This window comes from Undibacterium sp. Di27W (assembly GCF_049340345.1).
Classification (GTDB): Bacteria; Pseudomonadota; Gammaproteobacteria; order Burkholderiales; family Burkholderiaceae_D; genus Undibacterium.
In genome coordinates, this window is the sequence record NZ_JBMPOS010000023.1 from 13,064 (window position 1) to 32,602 (window position 19,539).

Below are 19,539 nucleotides of genomic sequence, written 5' to 3' on the forward strand. Positions count from 1 at the left end.
CCCAATCTGCCACAGCTCAGTGCAATAGCTCCGTGCAATAGTTCAGTGCAACTTGATACGTGGATTACGCACCCTGTCTATGGTCTCTGCCCAGGTGGACAGCCAGGTATGGAACAGACCATTGACTGCCATCTGATGCTGCTTGTGCAATGACCAGTACATCCATTTTGCCAGCGTGCCTTCGATAAAAACGGAACCGCTAGCCAGTGAGCCCATGAGGCTACCAACCGTGCTGTAATTACCCAGCGAGACCAGCGAACCATGGTCTTTATAGGTAAATTCCAGCGCAGATTTACCTTGCAGGCGGCGCACCAGGGTTTTTGCCAGCGTGCTGGCCTGCTGGTGAGCAGACTGCGCGCGCGGCGGCACGTTAGGCAAACCCTCACCTTGCGGGCAGGCACAGCAATCACCAATCGCGAAGATAGCCGGGTCTTGCGTGGTTTGCAAAGTACGGGTCACCACCAGTTGGTTGATGCGATTGACTTCCAGCCCATCGAGGTCTTTTAAAAACTCTGGCGCTTTGATGCCCGCTGCCCAGACCACGATGCCGCTTGGAATGAATTTGCCGCTGGCCATCTGCACGCCGGCCTTGGAGACATCGACCACTTTTTCATTGGTATGCACTTCTACCGCCATGCTGCGCAATTCACGGGCGACGGAATCGGACACACGCTCAGGCAGCATTTGCAGCAAACGGGTACCAGCATCGACGATGACGATCTTTAAATCTTTTTCAGGATGAAAATTCACCAGGCCGTAGCTGGACAGGATTTTGGTAGTCATATGCAGTTCTGCTGCCAGCTCTACACCGGTGGCACCTCCACCTATGATGGTGACGGTAAAACGGCCTTCGCCTGAGCTTTGTTGCTGGCTTTGCGCCTGCAGACAATAATTGATGAGACGTTGATGGAAACGCTCTGCCGCAGCAGGTGAATCAAGCATGATGCTGTTTTCGCGTGCGCCGGGCGTGCCGAAATCATTGGTCTGACTGCCCAGGGCTATCACCAGGCTGTCATAGGCAATAGCCTGACGTGGCAATAACTGGACGCCGTTTTCATCGAGCATGGGAGCGATGTAGATTTCTTTCTTCTCGCGCGACAGTCCTTCCATGCGGCCAAGTCGAAATCCGAAATGATTGGACCTCGCCAGGGCGAAGTATTCGCGCTCGTCAGCATGGCTGTCGAGGGTGCCTGCGGCAACCTGATGCAATAAAGGTTTCCACAAATGGGTACGGCTGGCGTCCACCAGCGTGATGATGGCCTTGCCACTCTTGCCTAATTTCTTGCCCAGGCGCACTGCCAGTTCCAGCCCGCCTGCACCACCGCCTACGATGGTAATTCTATGTACTGCCTCCTTGTTTTGCGTGTTCACGACGACTCCCTTAATATAAAAAATGTATTCCTTTGGCGATGATCCAACAATCAGCCCAGTAATCAGCCCAGCAATCAGGGCCAAGGGAATGCACTTTTGACAGGAGTCAATATAACAATCTACAGTAAGAGTATACACATATACGCTGAAAGCTTGGTTGACATGCTCACTTAAGCAAAAATTTAGAAATACAAGTCTAAAACAAGGCTGTTTTAGCGAGATTTATACTATCGCATCAGCATGTCATATAGATAAAAATATTCCTTACGAGTAGTAACGATTTTGCCGAATATTTAAGCAGGATTCAGGTAGAATAGCGCTTCTTCGAATTTCCCCCTTCCCTGATCGTGCAAATCGGCTCTTACGTGCTGCGTAATAATATTTTTGTCGCTCCCATGGCTGGCGTGACTGACAGACCTTTCCGTCAGTTGTGCAAAGAACTGGGTGCGGGTTATGCCGTGTCTGAAATGGCGGCCTCCAATCCCAAACTCTGGGAAACAGAAAAATCCACGCGCCGTACCAACCATGAAGGCGAAATGGAACCCAAGGCCGTGCAGATTGCCGGTGCTGATCCACAAATGCTGGCCGATTGCGCCAGGCATAATGTTGATAAAGGTGCGCAAATCATCGATATCAACATGGGTTGCCCGGTTAAAAAGGTCTGTAATGCCTGGTGTGGCTCTGCCTTGTTACAGCATGAAAGCCTGGTTGGTCAGATACTGGATGCGGTGGTCGGCGCAGTCGATGTACCAGTCACCCTCAAGTTCCGTACCGGCTGGGACAGGGCCAATAAAAATGCCCTGAACATTGCCCGCATGGCAGAAGCGGCTGGCATACAAATGCTGACCCTGCATGGACGCACCCGGGCCGATGGCTATAAGGGTGATGCCGAATATGAGACCATTGCTGCCGTCAAGGCCGTAGTCAATATCCCCGTAGTTGCCAATGGCGACATCACGACACCGGAAAAAGCCAGATATGTCTTGGAGGCCACCGGTGCTGACGCCATCATGATAGGCCGGGCGGCGCAAGGCCGACCGTGGATCTTTCGCGAGATCGAGCATTTCCTCAATACCGGCGAGCATTTACCTGCCCCACTGATTTCTGAAGTTCGTGGACTCATGGATGCCCATTTGAAAGCGCACTATGCCTTTTATGGTGACTATCTGGGCGTACGAACGGCACGCAAACACATAGGCTGGTATATGCAAGACCTGGTAGGCGGGGAAGAATTCCGGCAACAAATGAACTTACTGACGGATTGCGATGAACAACTTGCCGCTGTCAGCAGTTTTTTTGATCACATGGCTGGGGAGCGGTTACAATACCGCCCCTTTGAAGAAAAACTGGCAGCATAAGACAAAGTACTTTTACAAAAAATAAATTGTCTTGCCGTCCATAAAGCATGGACTACCCGCCGCCTGGCTTAACCGAACAGTGATAAAAACAGCATGAGCAAAGATAGCATTCAAGACGCCGTCCACAAAAACCTGGAAAAGTATTTCCGTGACCTGGGCGAGCAACCCGCATCCAATATTTACGACATGGTCGTGTTAGCCGTTGAAAAACCGATGTTAGAAATGGTCATGACGCGCGCATCGAGCAACCAGTCACAAGCCGCCGATATGTTGGGCATTAACCGGAATACCTTGCGCAAGAAATTGCAGCAGCACGGTTTGCTTTAATCCATCCGCGAGGCTTGACACCGATTTCCTTACTCACATCAAAAATCATGATCAAACAAGCCCTCATTTCCGTCTCCGACAAGACCGGTGTGCTCGAATTTGCACGTGAATTGTCTGCGCTCGGTGTCAAGCTCTTGTCTACGGGTGGCACAGCCAAGTTATTGGCTGACAATGGCCTGCCTGTTACTGAAGTGGCTGATTACACCGGCTTCCCCGAGATGCTCGATGGCCGTGTCAAGACCCTGCACCCTAAAGTGCATGGCGGTATTCTGGCACGCCGTGATTTTCCTGAACATGTGGCAGCGCTGGAACAGCATGGCATCCCTACCATCGATATGGTCGTGGTCAATCTGTACCCGTTTCAGCAAACTGTCGCCAAGGGTGAATGCTCACTCGAAGATGCGATAGAAAATATCGACATCGGCGGACCAACCATGTTGCGCTCTTCTGCCAAGAACCACAAAGACGTCACCGTCATTGTAGACCCGGCTGATTATGCAGTTGTGCTGGCAGAAATGAAGGCGAGTCAAAACGTCGTCAGCTATGACACCAAGTTCACACTGGCGAAAAAAGTATTTGCCCACACAGCGCAATACGATGGTGCCATCACCAACTATCTGACCAGCCTGGGTGAAGACAAGGCACACACCACACGCAGCGCTTATCCGCAAACCCTGAACCTGCATTTTGAAAAAGTGCAGGAAATGCGTTACGGCGAAAACCCGCACCAGTCAGCCGCCTTCTACCGCGACCTGAAATCCCTCGAAGGTTCGCTGGCCAACTACAAGCAATTGCAAGGCAAGGAACTGTCTTACAACAATATCGCTGATGCCGATGCCGCATGGGAATGCGTGAAGTCTTTCGCTGAATCTGCCTGCGTCATCGTCAAGCATGCCAATCCTTGCGGCGTGGCTTTGGGCACGACACCATTTGAAGCCTATAGCAAGGCTTTGCAGACTGACCCGACTTCTGCCTTTGGCGGCATCATCGCCTTTAACCGCGAACTCGATGGCAAAGCTGCTGAAGTCGTCGCCAAGCAATTTGTTGAAGTGCTGATCGCGCCATCTTTCACTGCCGAAGCAAAACAGATTTTCGCTGCAAAACAAAATGTGCGCCTGCTGGAAATTTCTCTGGGCAATGGCTTCAACCTGTATGACATGAAGCGTGTTGGCGGTGGCTTGCTGGTACAGGCACCGGATGCCAAAAACGTCTTGCAGGAAGAGTTGCGTGTCGTCTCGAAATTGCAGCCAACGCCACAACAAATGGCTGACATGATGTTCGCCTGGCGCGTAGCCAAGTATGTCAAATCAAATGCCATCGTCTTCTGCGGCAATGGCATGACACTGGGTGTAGGCGCTGGCCAGATGAGCCGCATAGACTCTGCCCGCATCGCCTCTATCAAGGCACAGAATGCTGGTTTGACTTTGACTGGTTCTGCCGTTGCGTCTGATGCATTCTTCCCCTTCCGTGATGGCCTGGATGTGGTGGTCGATGCTGGTGCAACTTGCGTGATCCACCCGGGTGGCTCCATGCGTGACCAGGAAGTAATTGATGCTGCGGATGAACGTGGTGTGGTGATGGTCTACACCGGTACACGTCATTTCCGTCATTGATATGATGTTGAGGCAGCATTGATCAATTAGCTATTTTGTTTAAAACGGCTCTGTTAACCCAGAGCCGTTTTTTATTCCAAGTTCCTTTCCATGGCTTACGTCTATATTCTTGCCAGCGCCAGAAATGGCACATTATATGTTGGTGTTACTAGCGATCTGATCGCGCGTATTTATCAGCATAAGAATGACTTTGTTGACAGTTTTACCTCCCGACATAAGGTTCATCAACTGGTCTGGTTTGAACAAACTGATTCTATACTTTCCTCGATTCAGCGTGAAAAGCAGATCAAGGCCTGGAAGCGGGAATGGAAGATCAGATTAATTGAAGAAACCAATCCTTACTGGCGGGATTTGTATTTGGATATTATCTGAATCTCTCCAAGCTCCTTACCGCTGACGTGCCATAACCAATCTTAACGTCGCTCCAGCGAAGGCTGGAGGCTACCGGGCTGGCGCTCCAGTGACGTTGGTTGTTCACGAATACCATTCGCCAATACTTTCAACGCCAACATGCAAGAAATATCTTCGTGAGCAATTAGCACCTCGGCATACCAAGAACGCCACTAGATTCCTGCCTGCGCAGGAATGACGAATTTGAGGATATTTACTGAATTGACCGTACAGCATTACGACGATTCAAACCGGGCTAAGCGTCATCCACAAATGACCAATCAAGTTAACGTCGCTCCAGCGAAGGCTGGAGCCTAGCGGCGTTCGCTGTACACAAATATCATTCGCAAGTAGCAACAACCCCGGCATGCAAGGAATATTTGCGCATGCAATAAACACCTCGGCATATCACAAACGACACTAGATTCCTGCCTGCGCAGGAATGACGAATTTGAGGGGGGTAACCTATTTAATCTGACGGCATACAACGATACAAACCAGGATAAGTGTCATCCACAAATGACCAACCAAGTTAACGTAGCTCCAGCGGCGTTCGCAACACACGAATATAATTCACAAAGCAATAACAACTCGCAGCATGCCACGTACATCAATCACAAATAACAATAAACAAAAGTAATCACCCACTCACATAGCAACAAATAAAAATCCACACTGATACGCTATACTCCCCAGCAAGCCCTTCTCAGCAGCACCAACGCAAGCTCACAGATACCAACAAAACAATTCATGAAAATCCTAGGCATAGACCCCGGCTTGCGTACCACCGGTTTTGGCGTCATTCATAAACAGGGTAGCAAGCTGACGTATATCGCCTCGGGTACGATCAAGACCATCGATGGCACTTTGCCCGAACGCCTGAAAACCATATTATCAGGTGTTTCAGAAATAGTACGCACTTACCAGCCCGATTGCGCGGCCATAGAAAAAGTCTTCGTCAACGTCAATCCGCAATCTACCCTGTTACTGGGGCAAGCCCGCGGTGCGGCGATTTGCGCGCTGGTGGCGGCGGATCTGGCAGTGGCTGAATATACAGCCCTGCAAGTCAAGCAAGGCGTGGTTGGCCATGGTCGTGCCAAGAAAGAACAGGTACAGGACATGGTGCAACGCCTGCTGGCTTTATCCGGCCTGCCTGGCAGTGATGCTGCCGATGCGCTGGGCGTGGCGATTTGCCATGCCCATAGTGGAGATACCCTGGCGACGCTGGGTGCAATTGCTCCCGGCCTTGCCAAGAAGGGCTTGCGCGTCAAGGGTGGACGCCTGGTCGGCTAGCTTCTGGCGGAACCCACTATATTGCAGCATTGCAATATCCATATAATTTCCCCGCATTTGCCTCGTCAAATGCGCCAGAATCGTTTACTATCACTGCTTATTCATACAGTATGAAAGCAGTCTCATGATAGGTCGCATTGCAGGCACTCTGATAGAAAAGAATCCTCCGCAATTGCTGGTCGATTGCCAGGGCGTGGGCTATGAAGTTGATGTGCCCATGAGCACTTTCTATAACCTGCCGCATCTGGGTGAAAAAGTGGTATTGCTGACGCATCTGGCGATACGTGAAGATGCCCACGTCCTGTTTGGTTTTGGCACGGCAGAAGAACGCAGCACTTTCAAACAATTGATCAAGATCAGCGGCGTCGGTGCCCGTACTGCTTTATCCATTTTATCTGGCATGTCGGTAGCCGACCTGGCGCAGGCGATCACCCTGCAGGAAGCCGGACGCCTGACCCGTGTGCCCGGCATAGGCAAGAAAACTGCTGAACGTTTGCTGCTGGAACTCAAAGGCAAGCTGGGTGCAGACCTGGGCACTGCCACTGCAGCCCTGGCAGCAGGCGACCATAGCGCCGACATCCTGAATGCCTTGCAGGCACTTGGTTATTCCGACAAGGAAGCCTTGCTGGCCATGAAATCCGTACCTGCAGGTAGCGGCGTCTCTGATGGTATCAAGCTGGCATTGAAAGCCTTGTCCAAGGGTTAAGCCATGACGATACAGACCGACAATCTTTCATCCAACTTCAGCGAGCCACGCATTATCTCGGCCACGCCCAGTTCCCCCAATGAAGAGGCGATAGAGCGCGCCCTGCGCCCCAAACAGCTTGATGAATACGTGGGCCAGGAAAAAATACGCGGGCAGCTGGAAATCTTCATCACAGCGGCCAGGCAGCGCAGTGAAGCACTCGATCACACCTTGCTGTTTGGCCCGCCAGGCCTGGGTAAAACCACGCTGGCACATATCATTGCGCGCGAGATGGGTGTCAACCTGCGCCAGACGTCTGGCCCGGTGCTGGAACGTGCCGGTGACCTGGCAGCCCTGCTGACGAATCTGGAAGCCAATGATGTGCTCTTCATCGATGAGATACATCGCCTGTCGCCTGTCGTAGAAGAGATTTTGTACCCGGCGCTGGAAGACTACCAGATCGACATCATGATAGGCGAAGGCCCGGCAGCGCGATCCGTGAAGCTGGATTTACAGCCCTTCACCCTGGTCGGTGCCACTACCCGCGCTGGCATGCTGACCAACCCCTTGCGCGACCGCTTCGGCATTGTCGCCAGACTGGAATTTTATACCCCAGAAGAATTGACCAAGATCGTCAGCCGTTCAGCATCATTGCTGGGTGCACCGATACAGGCTGATGGTGCACGAGAAATCGCCAAGCGGGCGCGTGGTACGCCTCGTATCGCCAATCGCCTGTTACGACGGGTACGCGATTATGCCGAGGTCAAGGGCAATGGCGAAATCACCAAAAACATTGCCGATGCAGCATTGAAAATGCTGGATGTCGATGCCGTTGGTTTTGATTTGATGGATAGAAAACTGCTGGAAGCCATCCTCTTTAAATTTGGTGGCGGCCCGGTAGGTCTGGACAATGTCGCAGCAGCCATAGGCGAAGAACGCGACACCATAGAAGATGTACTGGAACCCTATTTGATACAGCAGGGTTTTTTGCAACGCACGCCCAGAGGCAGGATAGCAACGCCGTCCGCCTATGAGCATTTTGGCGTGACCATGCCCAAATCGGGCAATAACGGTGACTTATGGGGTGGTAGCTAATACGCCGATCACTTCCTAGTTTGCGCTCAATCCAACCGAATTTGATGCCATGTCCTTACTAGCCGAACAACACGCCTACACCTTCCTCGAAGCCCGGGCACGTACCCAGCACCTCAATCCTCTGAGCTGGCAATTTGAATTAAGCATCGCTGATGCGTATGACATTGCCAAAGCATCCGACACCATACGTGCAGCCGAAGGCGAGGTACGCATAGGCCGCAAACTGGGCTTTACCAACCGCAAGCTGTGGACCAAGTATGGTGAGAAAGCCGCCATACGCGAACCTATCTGGAGCAGCCTGTTTGACAGCACGGTGCGCTATGTCGAAGATAACCACGCCTACCAAAGCCTGACAGGAGCCTTGCAACCACGCATAGAGCCGGAAGTGGTATTCAAGCTCGGCAGGACACCTGCTGCCGACGCCTGCATAGAAGAGCTGGCAGATTGCCTGGAATGGATGGCCCATGGCATAGAGATCGTCGTCAGCCCCTACCCTGACTGGAAGTTTGAGGCAGCCGATGCGATAGCTGCACTGGGCTTGCACGGCACCCTGCTGATCGGTGAGCCGCGCATCCTGTCGAGCGCCAGCCGCCAGCACTTGGCTGAGTTGCTGGCCAATGCCAGCGTCTCATTGTCTTGCGATGGCACTTTGTTGAGCGCCGGTTTTGGCAGCAATGTACTGGACAGCCCATTACATGCGATCTGGCACCTGCATGGCTTGCTGCAAAAACAGCCGCAATTCCCGCCTTTGCAGGCAGGTGAAATCATCACCACGGGCACCTGGACGGATGCTTATCCAGTACAAGCAGGGCAAACCTGGGGCACCGCCTTCTCAGGCATCCCTCTACCAGGCTTAAGTGTCAGTTTTGCTTAAAAGCAGTTAAAACCTCAGCAATAACTGTTAATTACTATTAAATATTTTGGATGGCGACATAAAAAAAGGCTGACATTGCACGATGTCAGCCATTTTTTTGCTCTGCCTGGCTGTATAGAGCTAGCAGAATCTAGTGCAGACCTTGCTTCACAAACTATACATGCAAAGAAAAAGCACTCCGCCGGAGTGCTTTTTCAATCTTGCTTAGCTCTTTTTTATACTGACATAAGTCAGCATAAAATTAGAACATGTGGCGGATACCTACGTTCACCAGACGTTCTGTCACGCCGTTACCGGAAGCCAGACCACCTGCATTTGTGTTTGCATCATTCGACAGACGCTCGAAGGATGTGTAGATGTTAGTACGCTTGGACAGAGAGTGTGTGTAACCAATAGCGATTTGGTTAGAATTACCAGCTGATACCAGATTGTTTGTTACACGTGCGTATGTACCGATAACGGCACCAGCAGTACTCACAGGTACTGTTCCACCGATCAACCACATTTTGTTGTCAACAGAGTTGTTATCAGAAGTAACTTTACCGTATGCCAGGGCGCCTTTAACTACGCCGAAGTCATATGTTGCACCTGTGAACAAATGCTTGATTGCTTGTGCATTTGCATCATTTTCTGTGTGGTAAGCAACTACACCCAGGAATGGGCCAGCAGCATATTGACCAGACACGCCAATACCACGATTTTTAGAATTGTCGCCAGCGACTTCACCAAATGTGTAAGCAACGGATGCAGAGAAGCCACTCAGATCATTCGTGGAGTAGTTGATTGTGTTTGTGGAACGTGGGTTGGTAGCGAAGAACAAGTTACCGAAGCCAGTTGCACTTGTACTTTGACCAGCAGTACCACCAACGATACCAGTGCTGAATGGATCGATAGCGTCAACTACGTCAAACATAGGCTTGTTTTGACGACCCAATTTAACAGAACCGAAATCACCAGCCAAACCTACCCATGCTGCGCGACCGAATGCAACGCCACCTTGAGCGGATGCACCTGTGTCGGCATTAACGCCCATTTCCAGTTTGAAGATAGCTTTCAGACCGCCGCCCAGATCTTCAGTACCCTTGAAACCCAAACGGGAACCGGATTGAACGCCGGAATCCAGAGATGTAACATTGCCCGCGCCTTTTGTACCAGCGCCATTGCTTTCATTTTGCAACGCCATATCCAGTACACCGTAGATAGTTACGGAAGATTGAGCTTGTGCTGTACCAGCAACAGCAGCCAAAACTGACAGAGCGATGAGTGATTTTTTCATTGATATTTCTCCAAAGGATTTCACATTGATATGAACTACATTAAGCACAACTCGCGCAAAACAGAGCCAAAAATTGATCGCACGAAACGCGCTAATACTTAAGAACCGACAAGACCGCTAAAAAGAAGTTAACGTATTTGACCAAAAATGGTGTTAGACAGCCAAGCTAAATCGGCTTTGAGCAGGAATATGGAGTGATTATGTCTCGGATAAGCAACAATAATTGCCACAAAAGAAAGTATTTTGATGCAATCAGAGCAAGATTAACTGAGTGAAACTAGTGTTGAAAATTACATTTTTTACGCAAAAAAAATCAAGCAAAAACAAAATTGCAAAGGTCGCATAAGCGACCTTTGCAAGCAAAATCGAGATAATTAGAATCAGAATGCGTGCAATATACCTACTGCAGTACGTGTCGCAGAACTATTACCTGCACCGATAATACCCAGAGCCAGAGAGATATCTTGCGCATTGGCTGAGCCCGCTTTTGCATATGTCAGTGAAGCATAGGCTGTTGTGCGTTTGCTAAATGCATATTTACCCAGCAAGATGTATTGATCAGCCTTGCCGTCTATATCACCTGAACGTTTGGTGTTGTAATAGGCAGGAGTCAAAGTCATCTGATCAGACAGAGTAAAATCGACGCCCAGACCGATCACAGTGATCTTACGACCATTGGCACTTGGCAAAGCATCAATTTTGACATTGCCGTCGACTTTATTGTGAGAGTAAGTTGCACGCAACATCACAGATGGATCTACCTTGAATTTCACACCGCCTGCCCAGCCACTCAGGCTCGATACATTATTTGCATCTTTCAGTTTTGCATAAGACAAAGCCGCGCCATTGGTACCGTCAGTGAAGAAACCAGACAAACCAGCATAGCTGCTCGCACCTGTGTCGCCAGCTTTTTCACCAAAGCCATACATTGCTGCACCGCCGAAGCCAGACATCAGAGGTGACACATATTTGATAGAGTTATTTTGACGCAGTGCAGTACCGCCCTGGTTAGTACCAAAGCCACCAAAGAATGCGCCTGCATTTAAGGCACTGAACATCACGTTAGGATTGGAACCTGCATGTGCCAGGCTGATAGGATCAGCCAGACCAACAGAGTCCACACCCAGAATATTATTGCGGCCCAAAGTAATCGAACCGAAATCACCGGACAAGCCTACCCAGGCCAGACGATCAAACAGAGAAGTATTATTACCAGCCTGGTTAAACACATTACCGCCAAAACCGGCACCGGCGGCACCAGTATCATTAGCCAGTGTGCCTTCCAGATTGAAGTTCGCTTTCAAACCGCCACCCAGGTCTTCAGAGCCTTTAATACCCCAACGGGAGGTCAATAACTGACCAGCATCCATAGAAGCTTTAGAACCACCGGTAGCTGTCTGGTTGGTCGTGACGACGACTGCTGCATCAACGATGCCATAGATGACGACGGAAGATTGGGCTGAAGCGGTTGCTGCAAATGCGCTCAAAACTGCGAATGCCAGTATCGATTTTTTCATTGAAAGCGTCTCCAAAATTATTAAAATTATGTGGCCGTACCTTATTGCTGGTCAGTCATTTGTAATCGTCTAGTCTTGCCAGGACTTCGAAACCTGCTGATTAAGAAGCTGGATTCCATTGAAACAAATAACAAGAAATAGGGCAAAGAGAATTTGCGAACGATCGTATTTAAGCAAATTTTATGTGGCGTTATCGCAACAAGGATCTTCTTTCTTATTATGAGAGTTTTAAGTATTTTGTCGCTTTCCAGATTTGATCTGATGGCATCAAGCGACATTCCTTCTTACAATAGCGATTATCCAAAGCTATAGTGGCTTTCTATAGTTTCAACCGTGGCATTTTCAAAAGAATAATATGAGCTTATTCACAACATCCCCCAGGGGCAACCTGGATCAATTGATCAGCAAATTTGACCGAGCCCTGCGTGTGGTCAGTGGGCAAGCCATGGCCAGGCGCAGTTATCCTGGGCAAGAACTGGCAGATGCTGATTTATCGGAGCAAGAGAAAGCGCACAGCGCAGGTTTGATGCGCGTCAATCATGTGGGCGAAATTTGTGCCCAGGCCCTGTATGACTCTCAGGGGGCGAATGCGCATACGGAAAATATACGCCAGCAATTCCAGCATTCTGGCCTGGAAGAAGAAGATCATCTGGCCTGGACTGCAAAGAGGCTGCGTGAACTCAATTCACATATCAGCCTGCTGAACCCACTCTGGTACGCCGGTGCATATGCCTGCGGTACCCTGGCAGCCAGATTTGGTGATGCCGTCAGCCTGGGTTTTGTGGTTGAAACAGAAAAACAGGTAGAAGCGCATCTGGCCAGCCATCTGCAAAAACTGCCTGAGCAAGACTTGAAGTCCCGCGCCATCGTGGAACAAATGCGGGTCGATGAAATTGCCCATGGCGCTGCCGCCCAGGCTCTGGGGGCCAGCGACCTGCCTGCACCAGTACAGGCAGGCATGAAGCTCATGGCCAAGGTAATGACGACGACAGCATATTATGTGTAAGGCATGATCTGACTTGCCTGAAATGCAGCACAGGCTAACACCTGTGCTTGCCTGCTGCTTCTACCTTGCCTATATTTTTTCCAGTTTGGCGATGCTTAAGTCCAGCTCTTTCATGCCGAACTTACCAAAATTGATTTGCGCCCGCAGACTGCCACTGCCACCGCCGCCATTCAGATTCACCACTACGCCCTCACCAAACTTGGCATGTGCGACATTCTGGCCTATGCGCCAGGTCATGGCGTCATTACCCTTCTTAAACGTCTGAGCAATACGATTCGCGGCATCATCCGGTGCTTCATCCCAGGCTGATTTTTTATTACCGAACCAGCTTGGCTGTACCCGTGGGGTCAGCCATTTCAATGATTCTTCCGGCAATTCATCGAGAAAGCGTGAACGCATGTTGTAACGGGTCTGGCCATGCAGCATGCGGGTTTGTGAAAAACTCAGGTACAGGCGTTTGCGCGCGCGCGTGATGGCCACATACATGAGGCGGCGTTCTTCTTCCACACCGCTTTCTTCCTGAGCACTGTTCTCATGCGGGAACAGACCTTCTTCGAGACCGGTAATAAATACCGCATCAAATTCCAGGCCCTTGGCAGAATGCACGGTCATCAATTGCATGGCATCTTGCCCGGCTTGCGCCTGGTTATCACCGGCTTCCAGCGATGCGTGCGAGAGGAACGCGGACAAGGGCGACATCACCGTTGGCAAGGCGGCGTCAGCATCAATGATCTGGTCTCCATTTCCACTCTCCAGCAAGACGGCTGCACCACTGGCGGGTCCGGCAAAGGCGGGGGCTTCTTTGTTAAAACCTTCTTCTGAGACAAACAGGGTGGCAGCGCTGACGAGCTGCTCCAAGTTTTCTATACGGTCAGCGCCTTCTTTTTCAGTCTGATAATGTGTCAGCAGGCTGCTGACTTCCAGTACGATCTTGACCATCTCAGGCAAAGGCAGGTTCTGCGTTTCAAAACGGGCACCTTCGATGAGTTTGACAAAATTGGCCAGAGAAGAACCTGCCTTGCCAGCCACATAAGGTACTGCCGCATACATGGACATATTCTGCTGCCTGGCGACATCCTGCAATTGCTCCAGCGAGCGCGCACCTATGCCACGGGTAGGGAAGTTCACCACGCGTAAAAAGGCAGAATCATTATGCGGGTTGTCCATCAATTGCAGATAGGCGATAGCATGCTTGATCTCGGCACGCTCGAAAAAGCGCTGACCGCCATACACGCGGTAAGGAATATTCGCCGTGAACAGGGCATGCTCTATGACACGTGATTGCGCATTGGAACGATAAAGTATCGCGATCTCGCTGCGCAATGAACCCTCGCGTATCAGGTTCTTGGCTTCTTCTATGATCCAGTTAGCTTCCTGTATATCACTGCTGGATTCCATGATACGCACTGGCTCGCCGTGGCCGGCATCAGTACGCAGATTCTTGCCCAGGCGTTTGCTATTGTGTTCTATGAGTACATTGGCACTATCGAGGATGTGGCCGTGCGAGCGGTAATTCTGTTCCAGCTTGATCAGGTTCTGCACCTGGAATTCACGTTCAAAGGCTGACATATTGCCGACATTGGCACCGCGAAAGGCATAGATACTCTGGTCATCATCACCGACGGCAAACACTGCTCCGCCTTGTTTGCCACCCTCGCCTGCCATCAGTTTCAACCACTTGTATTGCAGGTCATTGGTATCCTGGAACTCGTCGACGAGGATATGACGGAATCTATCCTGGTAATGTTCACGCAGCGGCTGGTTACGGCTCAGCAATTCATAGGTGCGCAACAGGAGTTCAGCAAAATCAACCACACCTTCACGCTGGCATTGTGTGTCATATAAATCATACAAGCCAACCAGCTTGCGGTTGAAATCATCGTAGGCATCGACCTGGGCTGCACGCAAACCCTGATCTTTCGCACCATTGATGAAATACATCAGGGTCTTGGGCGGGAATTTTTCATCATCGATATTGTTAGCCTTCAGCAAACGCTTGATGAAGGATAACTGGTCACCAGAATCCAGTATCTGGAAAGTCGATGGCAAACCGGCATCACGGTGATGGGCGCGCAAGAGGCGGTTACACAGACCATGGAAAGTGCCTATCCACATGCCGCGTGTATTAATCGGCAACATGGCTGACAGACGCGTCAGCATTTCTTTGGCGGCCTTGTTGGTAAAGGTCACGGCCAGTATGCCACCAGGTGACACCTGGCCAGTCTGTATCAGCCAGGCGATGCGGGTAGTCAGCACCCTGGTCTTGCCGGAACCGGCGCCAGCCAAAATCAGGGCAGATTGCGCCGGTAGTGTCACGGCAGCAAGTTGTTCGGGATTTAAGTTGTGGAGTAAATTTTGCATAGACAGATTATACGGGACTAAGCCAGCCAGCCTGTTTTCCACTCTACACGTCAGGCAAAATTGTTGTCGGCAGACTTGACAGGCGCAACTGGGCGCGTAGATAATCATTTCAATCGCAATAGAAATTTCATCTACATTTTCACTATGCAAACTCAAGCCAAAGATCAATTACAGACTCAAAGCAGCACTGCTTTGTGTATGGTCTTTGCAAAAGCCAAGAAACAGACGCTCATCTGACCGGGGCGTGCTGTCCCGTCAGGTGAGCTGACAGGATGGCAAAACGGTTTCTTCCCTTGCACTCCATGTCTGCTCCTGACGGGTCTTTTAACCGGTCTACAGGAGAACAGGCATGTCCAGCAGCATCAGCATTTCCAGCAATACCCCGATTGTATCCACCCATCACGCCAGACGGATTGATTTTTCTGGCATCTGGGTCGCCCTGGTCACACCATTTTGTGCCAGCGCAGACGCGGAAGTGGATTTCCCGGCCTTGCAGGCGCTGGCCAGCAAGCTGATCTCTGAAGGTGTGGCTGGTCTGGTCGTCTGTGGCTCTACTGGTGAAGCCGCCGCTCTCAGTGCAGAAGAACAATTGCAAGTGCTCGATGCCGTACTGGCTGTGGTTCCTGCTCATCAAGTCATCATGGGCTTGAGTGGCAATCATATGCAACAAGTCTTGCAGAGGCTGTCCCTGATAGGGCAAAGACAAGTGGCCGGTGTTTTGGTCACGCCACCTTATTACATACGGCCATCGCAAGCAGGCGTCTTGCATTACTTCTTTGAAATTGCCAATGCTGCGGCTGTGCCCGTACTGCTGTACAACATCCCCTACCGCACCGGTGTGCATATGGAGTTATCCACCTTGCAAGAACTGGCCAGACATCCGAATATTGTCGCCATCAAGGATTGCGGCGGCGACCAGCAAGCCACCATGCAACTTATCATTGATGGTGATATCCAGGTGCTGGCAGGCGAAGACCATCAAATTTACGCCACACTGTGTCTGGGTGGCGCTGGTGCCATCCTGGCTTCGGCACATTTGCGCCCCGACCTGTTCTTGCGCATGCAGGCACATATCAAGGCTGGCCAATTGCAACAAGCCAGGGAAATTTTCTATGCTTTGCTGCCTCTTATGCAAGCCTTGTTTGAGGAACCCAATCCTGCGCCGTTAAAGACAGTATTGGCATCCATCTACGCCATGCAAGCCACACTGCGTGCGCCCATGCAGCCACCCAGCCCGGCCATGCAGGATAAAGTACTGCTGGCTTACTCGCGCCTGCAAGATATATAAAGTATTGTCGGGTCAGGCAAAGCATCCGATAATATCTGCATCCATTTTCCATGCGACTTTATGAAATTACGCTTTGCCTCTCTGCTTGCCGCCCTGATACTCGGGCTAGCCGGTATGAACCTGCCCTGTTCAGCCATGACCATGCTAAGGTCTAACGACACTCTGATTTTATTTGGCAAAGTCGAGCCTGATGATTTTCAGCGCTTCTATCATCTGCTCTCCGCCGCGCCAGTCAAGTATGTCATCCTGACCGAAAGCCCGGGTGGCGACATGAACGCTGCCGTCACCATATCCCATCTGATCACGCAAAAGAGAATCAATACCGCCGTGCGCGGCAATTGTTTTTCTGCCTGCGCCTTTATCTTCATGTCAGGGATAGAAAGACAAATGCTGGCCGGAAAAGACCTGACCAGAACCAGCCTGGGTTTCCACGGCCCACATAATAAAGACACCCTGGAAATAGCAACTGAAAGCATACCCAGATTACGCGAATGGCTGCTTAAAGCCACTCAGGGCAAGTTCCCGGAAGAATTACTGGATCAGGCCTTGTTCGTGAAGAAAGCCTATGACATGATGTTTTTCTACTACCCGGGAGCCAACCCTGGCAAAGGAGACATACGCTTTTGCAATCAGGGCAGCCTGGTCAATCCCAAGAAGTGCTACAACATAGAAGGCCATGATGTCGTCAGTGTGGGTATATTGACGACGGCAGAATTACTGAAAGTGGAAGAAGCCGAAGCACCGGTAGCCAGCTCGCCCCCTGCAAAATAAAGCACCGGGAAACATATAAAAAGACTGCAACTGTCCGGTAATTTGTTGCTCAAGTCAAAGCACAGGATAATGCAGTCTCGATATCTCAACAAGCTGCATATGAACTTACACCGTCTCGCTCGCTTAGCCTTGTTGGCAATGGCCATGATGTGGCTGTCTGGCCCATCCGCACAGGCCATGACCATGCTCAGATCAAATGACACCCTGATTTTATATGGCAAGGTGGAAGCAGATGACGCACAACGCTTCCGTCGCAATTTATCTGGTGGTGAAGTGCATAATGTAGTACTCACCGAAAGCCCTGGTGGAGACTTGAATGCAGCCTATGTCATTGCCCAGCTTATCAAAGGCAGGAAAATCAATACGGCCGTGCAGGGTAATTGTTTTTCTTCTTGCGCCATCATGTTTATGGCGGGCACGGAAAGACGCATGCTTGCCAGCAAGGATCTTGCGCGTACACGACTGGGTTTTCATGGACCACATAATAAGGAGACCCGTGAAGTCAGTACTGAAGCCATACCCAAATTGCGTGAATGGTTACTGAAAGCGACCGATGGTAAATTCCCTGAAGAATTGCTGGATCAGGCTATGTATATCAAAAGAGCCAGTGACATGATGCTGTTCTATTATCCGGGAGCGGGTAAGAAAAAAGCCAATATCCGCTTTTGCACGGAAGGCACGCTGGCCAACCCACGTAAATGTGAGACGATAGAAGGCCACGATATTGTCAGCGTCGGTATCCTGACCACGGCAGAATTATTGAAAGTCGAAGATCTGGAACCGCAGGCAGCGACGCCTGCCGACAAAGAAAGTGAAGGCGAAACGAGATAAGCCTCCGCCGGTCTTTCAAACATTGTCTGCAGTGAAAAGCGCAGTAAACGCCTGCGCAGCCTCTTGCGCTTGCTCAGCCATGTAGACACTGCTGATCACGGCCACCATATCAGCCCCTTGCGCAATCAAAGGCTGGCAATTCTCCAGTGTCATGCCACCGATGACGACATTGGGTAAATCAAACTCCTTTACCGCATCAGCAACTATGCTGGCTGGTGTGGTCACTGCATATTTCTTGATGCGGGAAGGGTAGAAACCACCAAAGGCAATATAGCTGGCCCCGCCCTGGACGGCAGCACGGGCCAGTTCCATATCGCCATAGCAGGATGCACCGAGTATCTTGTTTGCACCCAGCTTAGACCTGGCATCCGCCACCGAGATGTCGGTGCCACCTACGTGCAGGCCGTCAGCATCAATTTCCAGGCAAAGCTCCAGGTGATCATTGATGATGAAAGGCTTGTCAAAGCGACGGCAGAGGTCCAGCAAGGCCGTGGCCTGGGTCTTGCGCAATTCCGGGCTTGCCGTCTTGTGGCGGTATTGCACGATATTGGCACCGCCCAGCAAAGCCTGCTCAGTAAGCGTGACGAGCCGGTCAGTATCATCCCAGTCAGGGGTAACTATATACAGGCCGCTGAGTTGATGCTTGCTCAATGTATTCATGATTTCTTCCTTGTATTTGAAACTGGCTGGCGTGCCGGGATAAGCTGTCCGGCGGCGATCGCATACGCATGTGTCAGGCTTTGCTGAGTATAACTTTGCGCTTGCTGTAATGCTTCAGGCAAGGCGATACCCATCGCCAGTTGCCCGGCTATCGCCGACGCCAACGTGCAACCACTGCCGTGGAATTCACCAGCCAGACGTGGCCACAACCATTGCTGAGCCGCTTGCCATTGCCCGTGCTGGAACCAGATGTTCTTTACCTGCGCCTCTGTTGCATGGCCGCCTTTGAGCAAGATATCTGCATTGTAGTTTTGCATCAGGTTTTCTACCTGTGCCTGCAGGTCAGCAGCCAGCGGTGACAGGCGTTTCAATTCAGGTAGATTTGGTGTAATCAGGGTCGCCACTTTCAATATAGGCTCAAGCGCCGCTACCGCATCATCCAGCGACAGGCTGTCACCATGGCCGCTGCCCAATACCGGATCGACGATGACTTGCAGCTCAGGCTGTTGCAGCTTCATCTTTTGGATAAAACTGGCTATCGCCGTGGCATTTTTTTTATGCGCAACGATGCCTAGCTTGACGACCTTGACTGGCATTTTCGCCACCAGAGTCATGGCTTGCTGCAAAATGATTTGCACATCGACTGCATGCACCGCATAGGCATGGTCATTGTCCTGCACTGTCAATGCAGTAATCACCGGCAAGGCATGTGCCCCCTGCGCGGCAATGGCTTCTATGTCGGCCTGTATGCCAGCACCACCACTAGGATCATGCCCGGCAAACACCAGCACACAGGGACGCGTGATCGTTTTCATTTAACAGG

The 19,539-nt window shown here is 50.9% G+C and carries 18 protein-coding genes; 12 read left to right on the forward strand and 6 right to left on the reverse strand.

The annotated features are described in order from the left end of the window. Window positions 1-42: 42 nt before the first annotated feature. Window positions 43-1,371, reverse strand: a complete 1,329-nt coding sequence (locus ACO0LF_RS28985; protein WP_423020484.1) for an NAD(P)/FAD-dependent oxidoreductase — start codon at window positions 1,369-1,371, stop codon at window positions 43-45. Between the two features lie 347 nt (window positions 1,372-1,718). Here ACO0LF_RS28985 and dusB point away from each other — a divergent pair, with 347 nt between their 5' ends. The 8 genes from dusB to ACO0LF_RS29025 all read left to right on the forward strand — a co-directional run bounded on the left by dusB (window position 1,719) and on the right by ACO0LF_RS29025 (window position 9,006). Continuing rightward, window positions 1,719-2,729, forward strand: a complete 1,011-nt coding sequence (dusB, locus tag ACO0LF_RS28990; protein WP_423020486.1) for a tRNA dihydrouridine synthase DusB — start codon at window positions 1,719-1,721, stop codon at window positions 2,727-2,729. Window positions 2,730-2,822: 93 nt separating this feature from the next. Further along, on the forward strand, window positions 2,823-3,056 hold the full coding sequence (locus ACO0LF_RS28995) for a helix-turn-helix domain-containing protein (RefSeq protein ID WP_110258221.1): 234 nt from the start codon (window positions 2,823-2,825) through the stop codon (window positions 3,054-3,056). Between the two features lie 47 nt (window positions 3,057-3,103). Further along, entirely contained in the window at window positions 3,104-4,669 is a 1,566-nt protein-coding gene (gene purH, locus ACO0LF_RS29000; protein WP_423020488.1) for a bifunctional phosphoribosylaminoimidazolecarboxamide formyltransferase/IMP cyclohydrolase, read from the forward strand. 90 nt (window positions 4,670-4,759) lie between these two features. Beyond that, a complete protein-coding gene (locus ACO0LF_RS29005) occupies window positions 4,760-5,041 on the forward strand; it encodes a GIY-YIG nuclease family protein (RefSeq protein ID WP_423020490.1) in 282 nt (93 codons plus the stop codon). Window positions 5,042-5,809: 768 nt separating this feature from the next. Further along, window positions 5,810-6,352, forward strand: a complete 543-nt coding sequence (gene ruvC, locus ACO0LF_RS29010; protein ID WP_423008970.1) for a crossover junction endodeoxyribonuclease RuvC — start codon at window positions 5,810-5,812, stop codon at window positions 6,350-6,352. Window positions 6,353-6,476: 124 nt separating this feature from the next. After that, entirely contained in the window at window positions 6,477-7,058 is a 582-nt protein-coding gene (ruvA, locus tag ACO0LF_RS29015; RefSeq protein ID WP_423012883.1) for a Holliday junction branch migration protein RuvA, read from the forward strand. 3 nt (window positions 7,059-7,061) lie between these two features. Next, window positions 7,062-8,132, forward strand: a complete 1,071-nt coding sequence (ruvB, locus tag ACO0LF_RS29020) for a Holliday junction branch migration DNA helicase RuvB (protein ID WP_423020492.1) — start codon at window positions 7,062-7,064, stop codon at window positions 8,130-8,132. Window positions 8,133-8,181: 49 nt separating this feature from the next. Beyond that, a complete protein-coding gene (locus ACO0LF_RS29025) occupies window positions 8,182-9,006 on the forward strand; it encodes a 2-keto-4-pentenoate hydratase (RefSeq protein ID WP_423020494.1) in 825 nt (274 codons plus the stop codon). Between the two features lie 241 nt (window positions 9,007-9,247). On the opposite strand, the gene ACO0LF_RS29030 is transcribed toward ACO0LF_RS29025, so the two are convergent. Both ACO0LF_RS29030 and ACO0LF_RS29035 read right to left on the reverse strand, forming a co-directional pair. Beyond that, on the reverse strand, window positions 9,248-10,282 hold the full coding sequence (locus tag ACO0LF_RS29030; RefSeq protein ID WP_423020496.1) for a porin: 1,035 nt from the start codon (window positions 10,280-10,282) through the stop codon (window positions 9,248-9,250). 380 nt (window positions 10,283-10,662) lie between these two features. After that, the gene (locus ACO0LF_RS29035) at window positions 10,663-11,799 is read right to left on the reverse strand and encodes a porin (protein ID WP_423020498.1); all 1,137 of its coding nucleotides are present in this window, start codon (window positions 11,797-11,799) and stop codon (window positions 10,663-10,665) included. A gap of 355 nt (window positions 11,800-12,154) precedes the next feature. Between ACO0LF_RS29035 and coq7 the strand changes: the two genes are divergently transcribed. Continuing rightward, on the forward strand, window positions 12,155-12,805 hold the full coding sequence (coq7, locus tag ACO0LF_RS29040; RefSeq protein WP_423020500.1) for a 2-polyprenyl-3-methyl-6-methoxy-1,4-benzoquinone monooxygenase: 651 nt from the start codon (window positions 12,155-12,157) through the stop codon (window positions 12,803-12,805). A 69-nt stretch (window positions 12,806-12,874) separates the two neighbouring features. Here the strand turns inward: coq7 and ACO0LF_RS29045 are convergent, their stop codons facing one another. Beyond that, window positions 12,875-15,166: a UvrD-helicase domain-containing protein gene (locus ACO0LF_RS29045; protein ID WP_423020502.1), complete on the reverse strand. Its 2,292-nt coding sequence runs from the start codon at window positions 15,164-15,166 to the stop codon at window positions 12,875-12,877. A 349-nt stretch (window positions 15,167-15,515) separates the two neighbouring features. Here ACO0LF_RS29045 and dapA point away from each other — a divergent pair, with 349 nt between their 5' ends. From dapA to ACO0LF_RS29060, 3 genes are all read left to right on the forward strand, one after another. Beyond that, window positions 15,516-16,454 carry a 4-hydroxy-tetrahydrodipicolinate synthase gene (dapA, locus tag ACO0LF_RS29050; protein WP_423020504.1) on the forward strand — a complete coding sequence of 313 codons (939 nt, stop codon included), beginning with the start codon at window positions 15,516-15,518 and terminating at the stop codon, window positions 16,452-16,454. A gap of 60 nt (window positions 16,455-16,514) precedes the next feature. Then, a complete protein-coding gene (locus tag ACO0LF_RS29055; RefSeq protein WP_423020506.1) occupies window positions 16,515-17,225 on the forward strand; it encodes a hypothetical protein in 711 nt (236 codons plus the stop codon). A gap of 99 nt (window positions 17,226-17,324) precedes the next feature. Then, window positions 17,325-18,056: a hypothetical protein gene (locus tag ACO0LF_RS29060; protein ID WP_423020508.1), complete on the forward strand. Its 732-nt coding sequence runs from the start codon at window positions 17,325-17,327 to the stop codon at window positions 18,054-18,056. Window positions 18,057-18,071: 15 nt separating this feature from the next. On the opposite strand, the gene thiE is transcribed toward ACO0LF_RS29060, so the two are convergent. Then, a complete protein-coding gene (gene thiE / locus ACO0LF_RS29065; RefSeq protein WP_423020510.1) occupies window positions 18,072-18,716 on the reverse strand; it encodes a thiamine phosphate synthase in 645 nt (214 codons plus the stop codon). Then, entirely contained in the window at window positions 18,713-19,531 is an 819-nt protein-coding gene (gene thiD, locus ACO0LF_RS29070; protein ID WP_423020512.1) for a bifunctional hydroxymethylpyrimidine kinase/phosphomethylpyrimidine kinase, read from the reverse strand. Before thiD ends, thiE begins: the two co-directional genes overlap by 4 nt. Window positions 19,532-19,539: the final 8 nt, after the last annotated feature.

Excerpts from the sequence above, each read along its gene's own strand:
- dapA (WP_423020504.1), top strand. The coding sequence starts at position 15,516 with ATGTCCAGCAGCATCAGCATTTCCAGCAATACCCCGATTGTATCCACC.
- thiE (WP_423020510.1), bottom strand. The coding sequence starts at position 18,716 with ATGAATACATTGAGCAAGCATCAACTCAGCGGCCTGTATATAGTTACC.
- purH (WP_423020488.1), top strand. The coding sequence starts at position 3,104 with ATGATCAAACAAGCCCTCATTTCCGTCTCCGACAAGACCGGTGTGCTC.
- ruvB (WP_423020492.1), top strand. The coding sequence starts at position 7,062 with ATGACGATACAGACCGACAATCTTTCATCCAACTTCAGCGAGCCACGC.
- ACO0LF_RS29035 (WP_423020498.1), bottom strand. The coding sequence starts at position 11,799 with ATGAAAAAATCGATACTGGCATTCGCAGTTTTGAGCGCATTTGCAGCA.
- ACO0LF_RS29060 (WP_423020508.1), top strand. The coding sequence starts at position 17,325 with ATGAACTTACACCGTCTCGCTCGCTTAGCCTTGTTGGCAATGGCCATG.
- ACO0LF_RS28995 (WP_110258221.1), top strand. The coding sequence starts at position 2,823 with ATGAGCAAAGATAGCATTCAAGACGCCGTCCACAAAAACCTGGAAAAG.
- thiD (WP_423020512.1), bottom strand. The coding sequence starts at position 19,531 with ATGAAAACGATCACGCGTCCCTGTGTGCTGGTGTTTGCCGGGCATGAT.
- ACO0LF_RS29025 (WP_423020494.1), top strand. The coding sequence starts at position 8,182 with ATGTCCTTACTAGCCGAACAACACGCCTACACCTTCCTCGAAGCCCGG.
- ACO0LF_RS29055 (WP_423020506.1), top strand. The coding sequence starts at position 16,515 with ATGAAATTACGCTTTGCCTCTCTGCTTGCCGCCCTGATACTCGGGCTA.
- ACO0LF_RS29030 (WP_423020496.1), bottom strand. The coding sequence starts at position 10,282 with ATGAAAAAATCACTCATCGCTCTGTCAGTTTTGGCTGCTGTTGCTGGT.
- ruvC (WP_423008970.1), top strand. The coding sequence starts at position 5,810 with ATGAAAATCCTAGGCATAGACCCCGGCTTGCGTACCACCGGTTTTGGC.
- ACO0LF_RS29005 (WP_423020490.1), top strand. The coding sequence starts at position 4,760 with ATGGCTTACGTCTATATTCTTGCCAGCGCCAGAAATGGCACATTATAT.
- coq7 (WP_423020500.1), top strand. The coding sequence starts at position 12,155 with ATGAGCTTATTCACAACATCCCCCAGGGGCAACCTGGATCAATTGATC.
- ruvA (WP_423012883.1), top strand. The coding sequence starts at position 6,477 with ATGATAGGTCGCATTGCAGGCACTCTGATAGAAAAGAATCCTCCGCAA.
- ACO0LF_RS29045 (WP_423020502.1), bottom strand. The coding sequence starts at position 15,166 with ATGCAAAATTTACTCCACAACTTAAATCCCGAACAACTTGCTGCCGTG.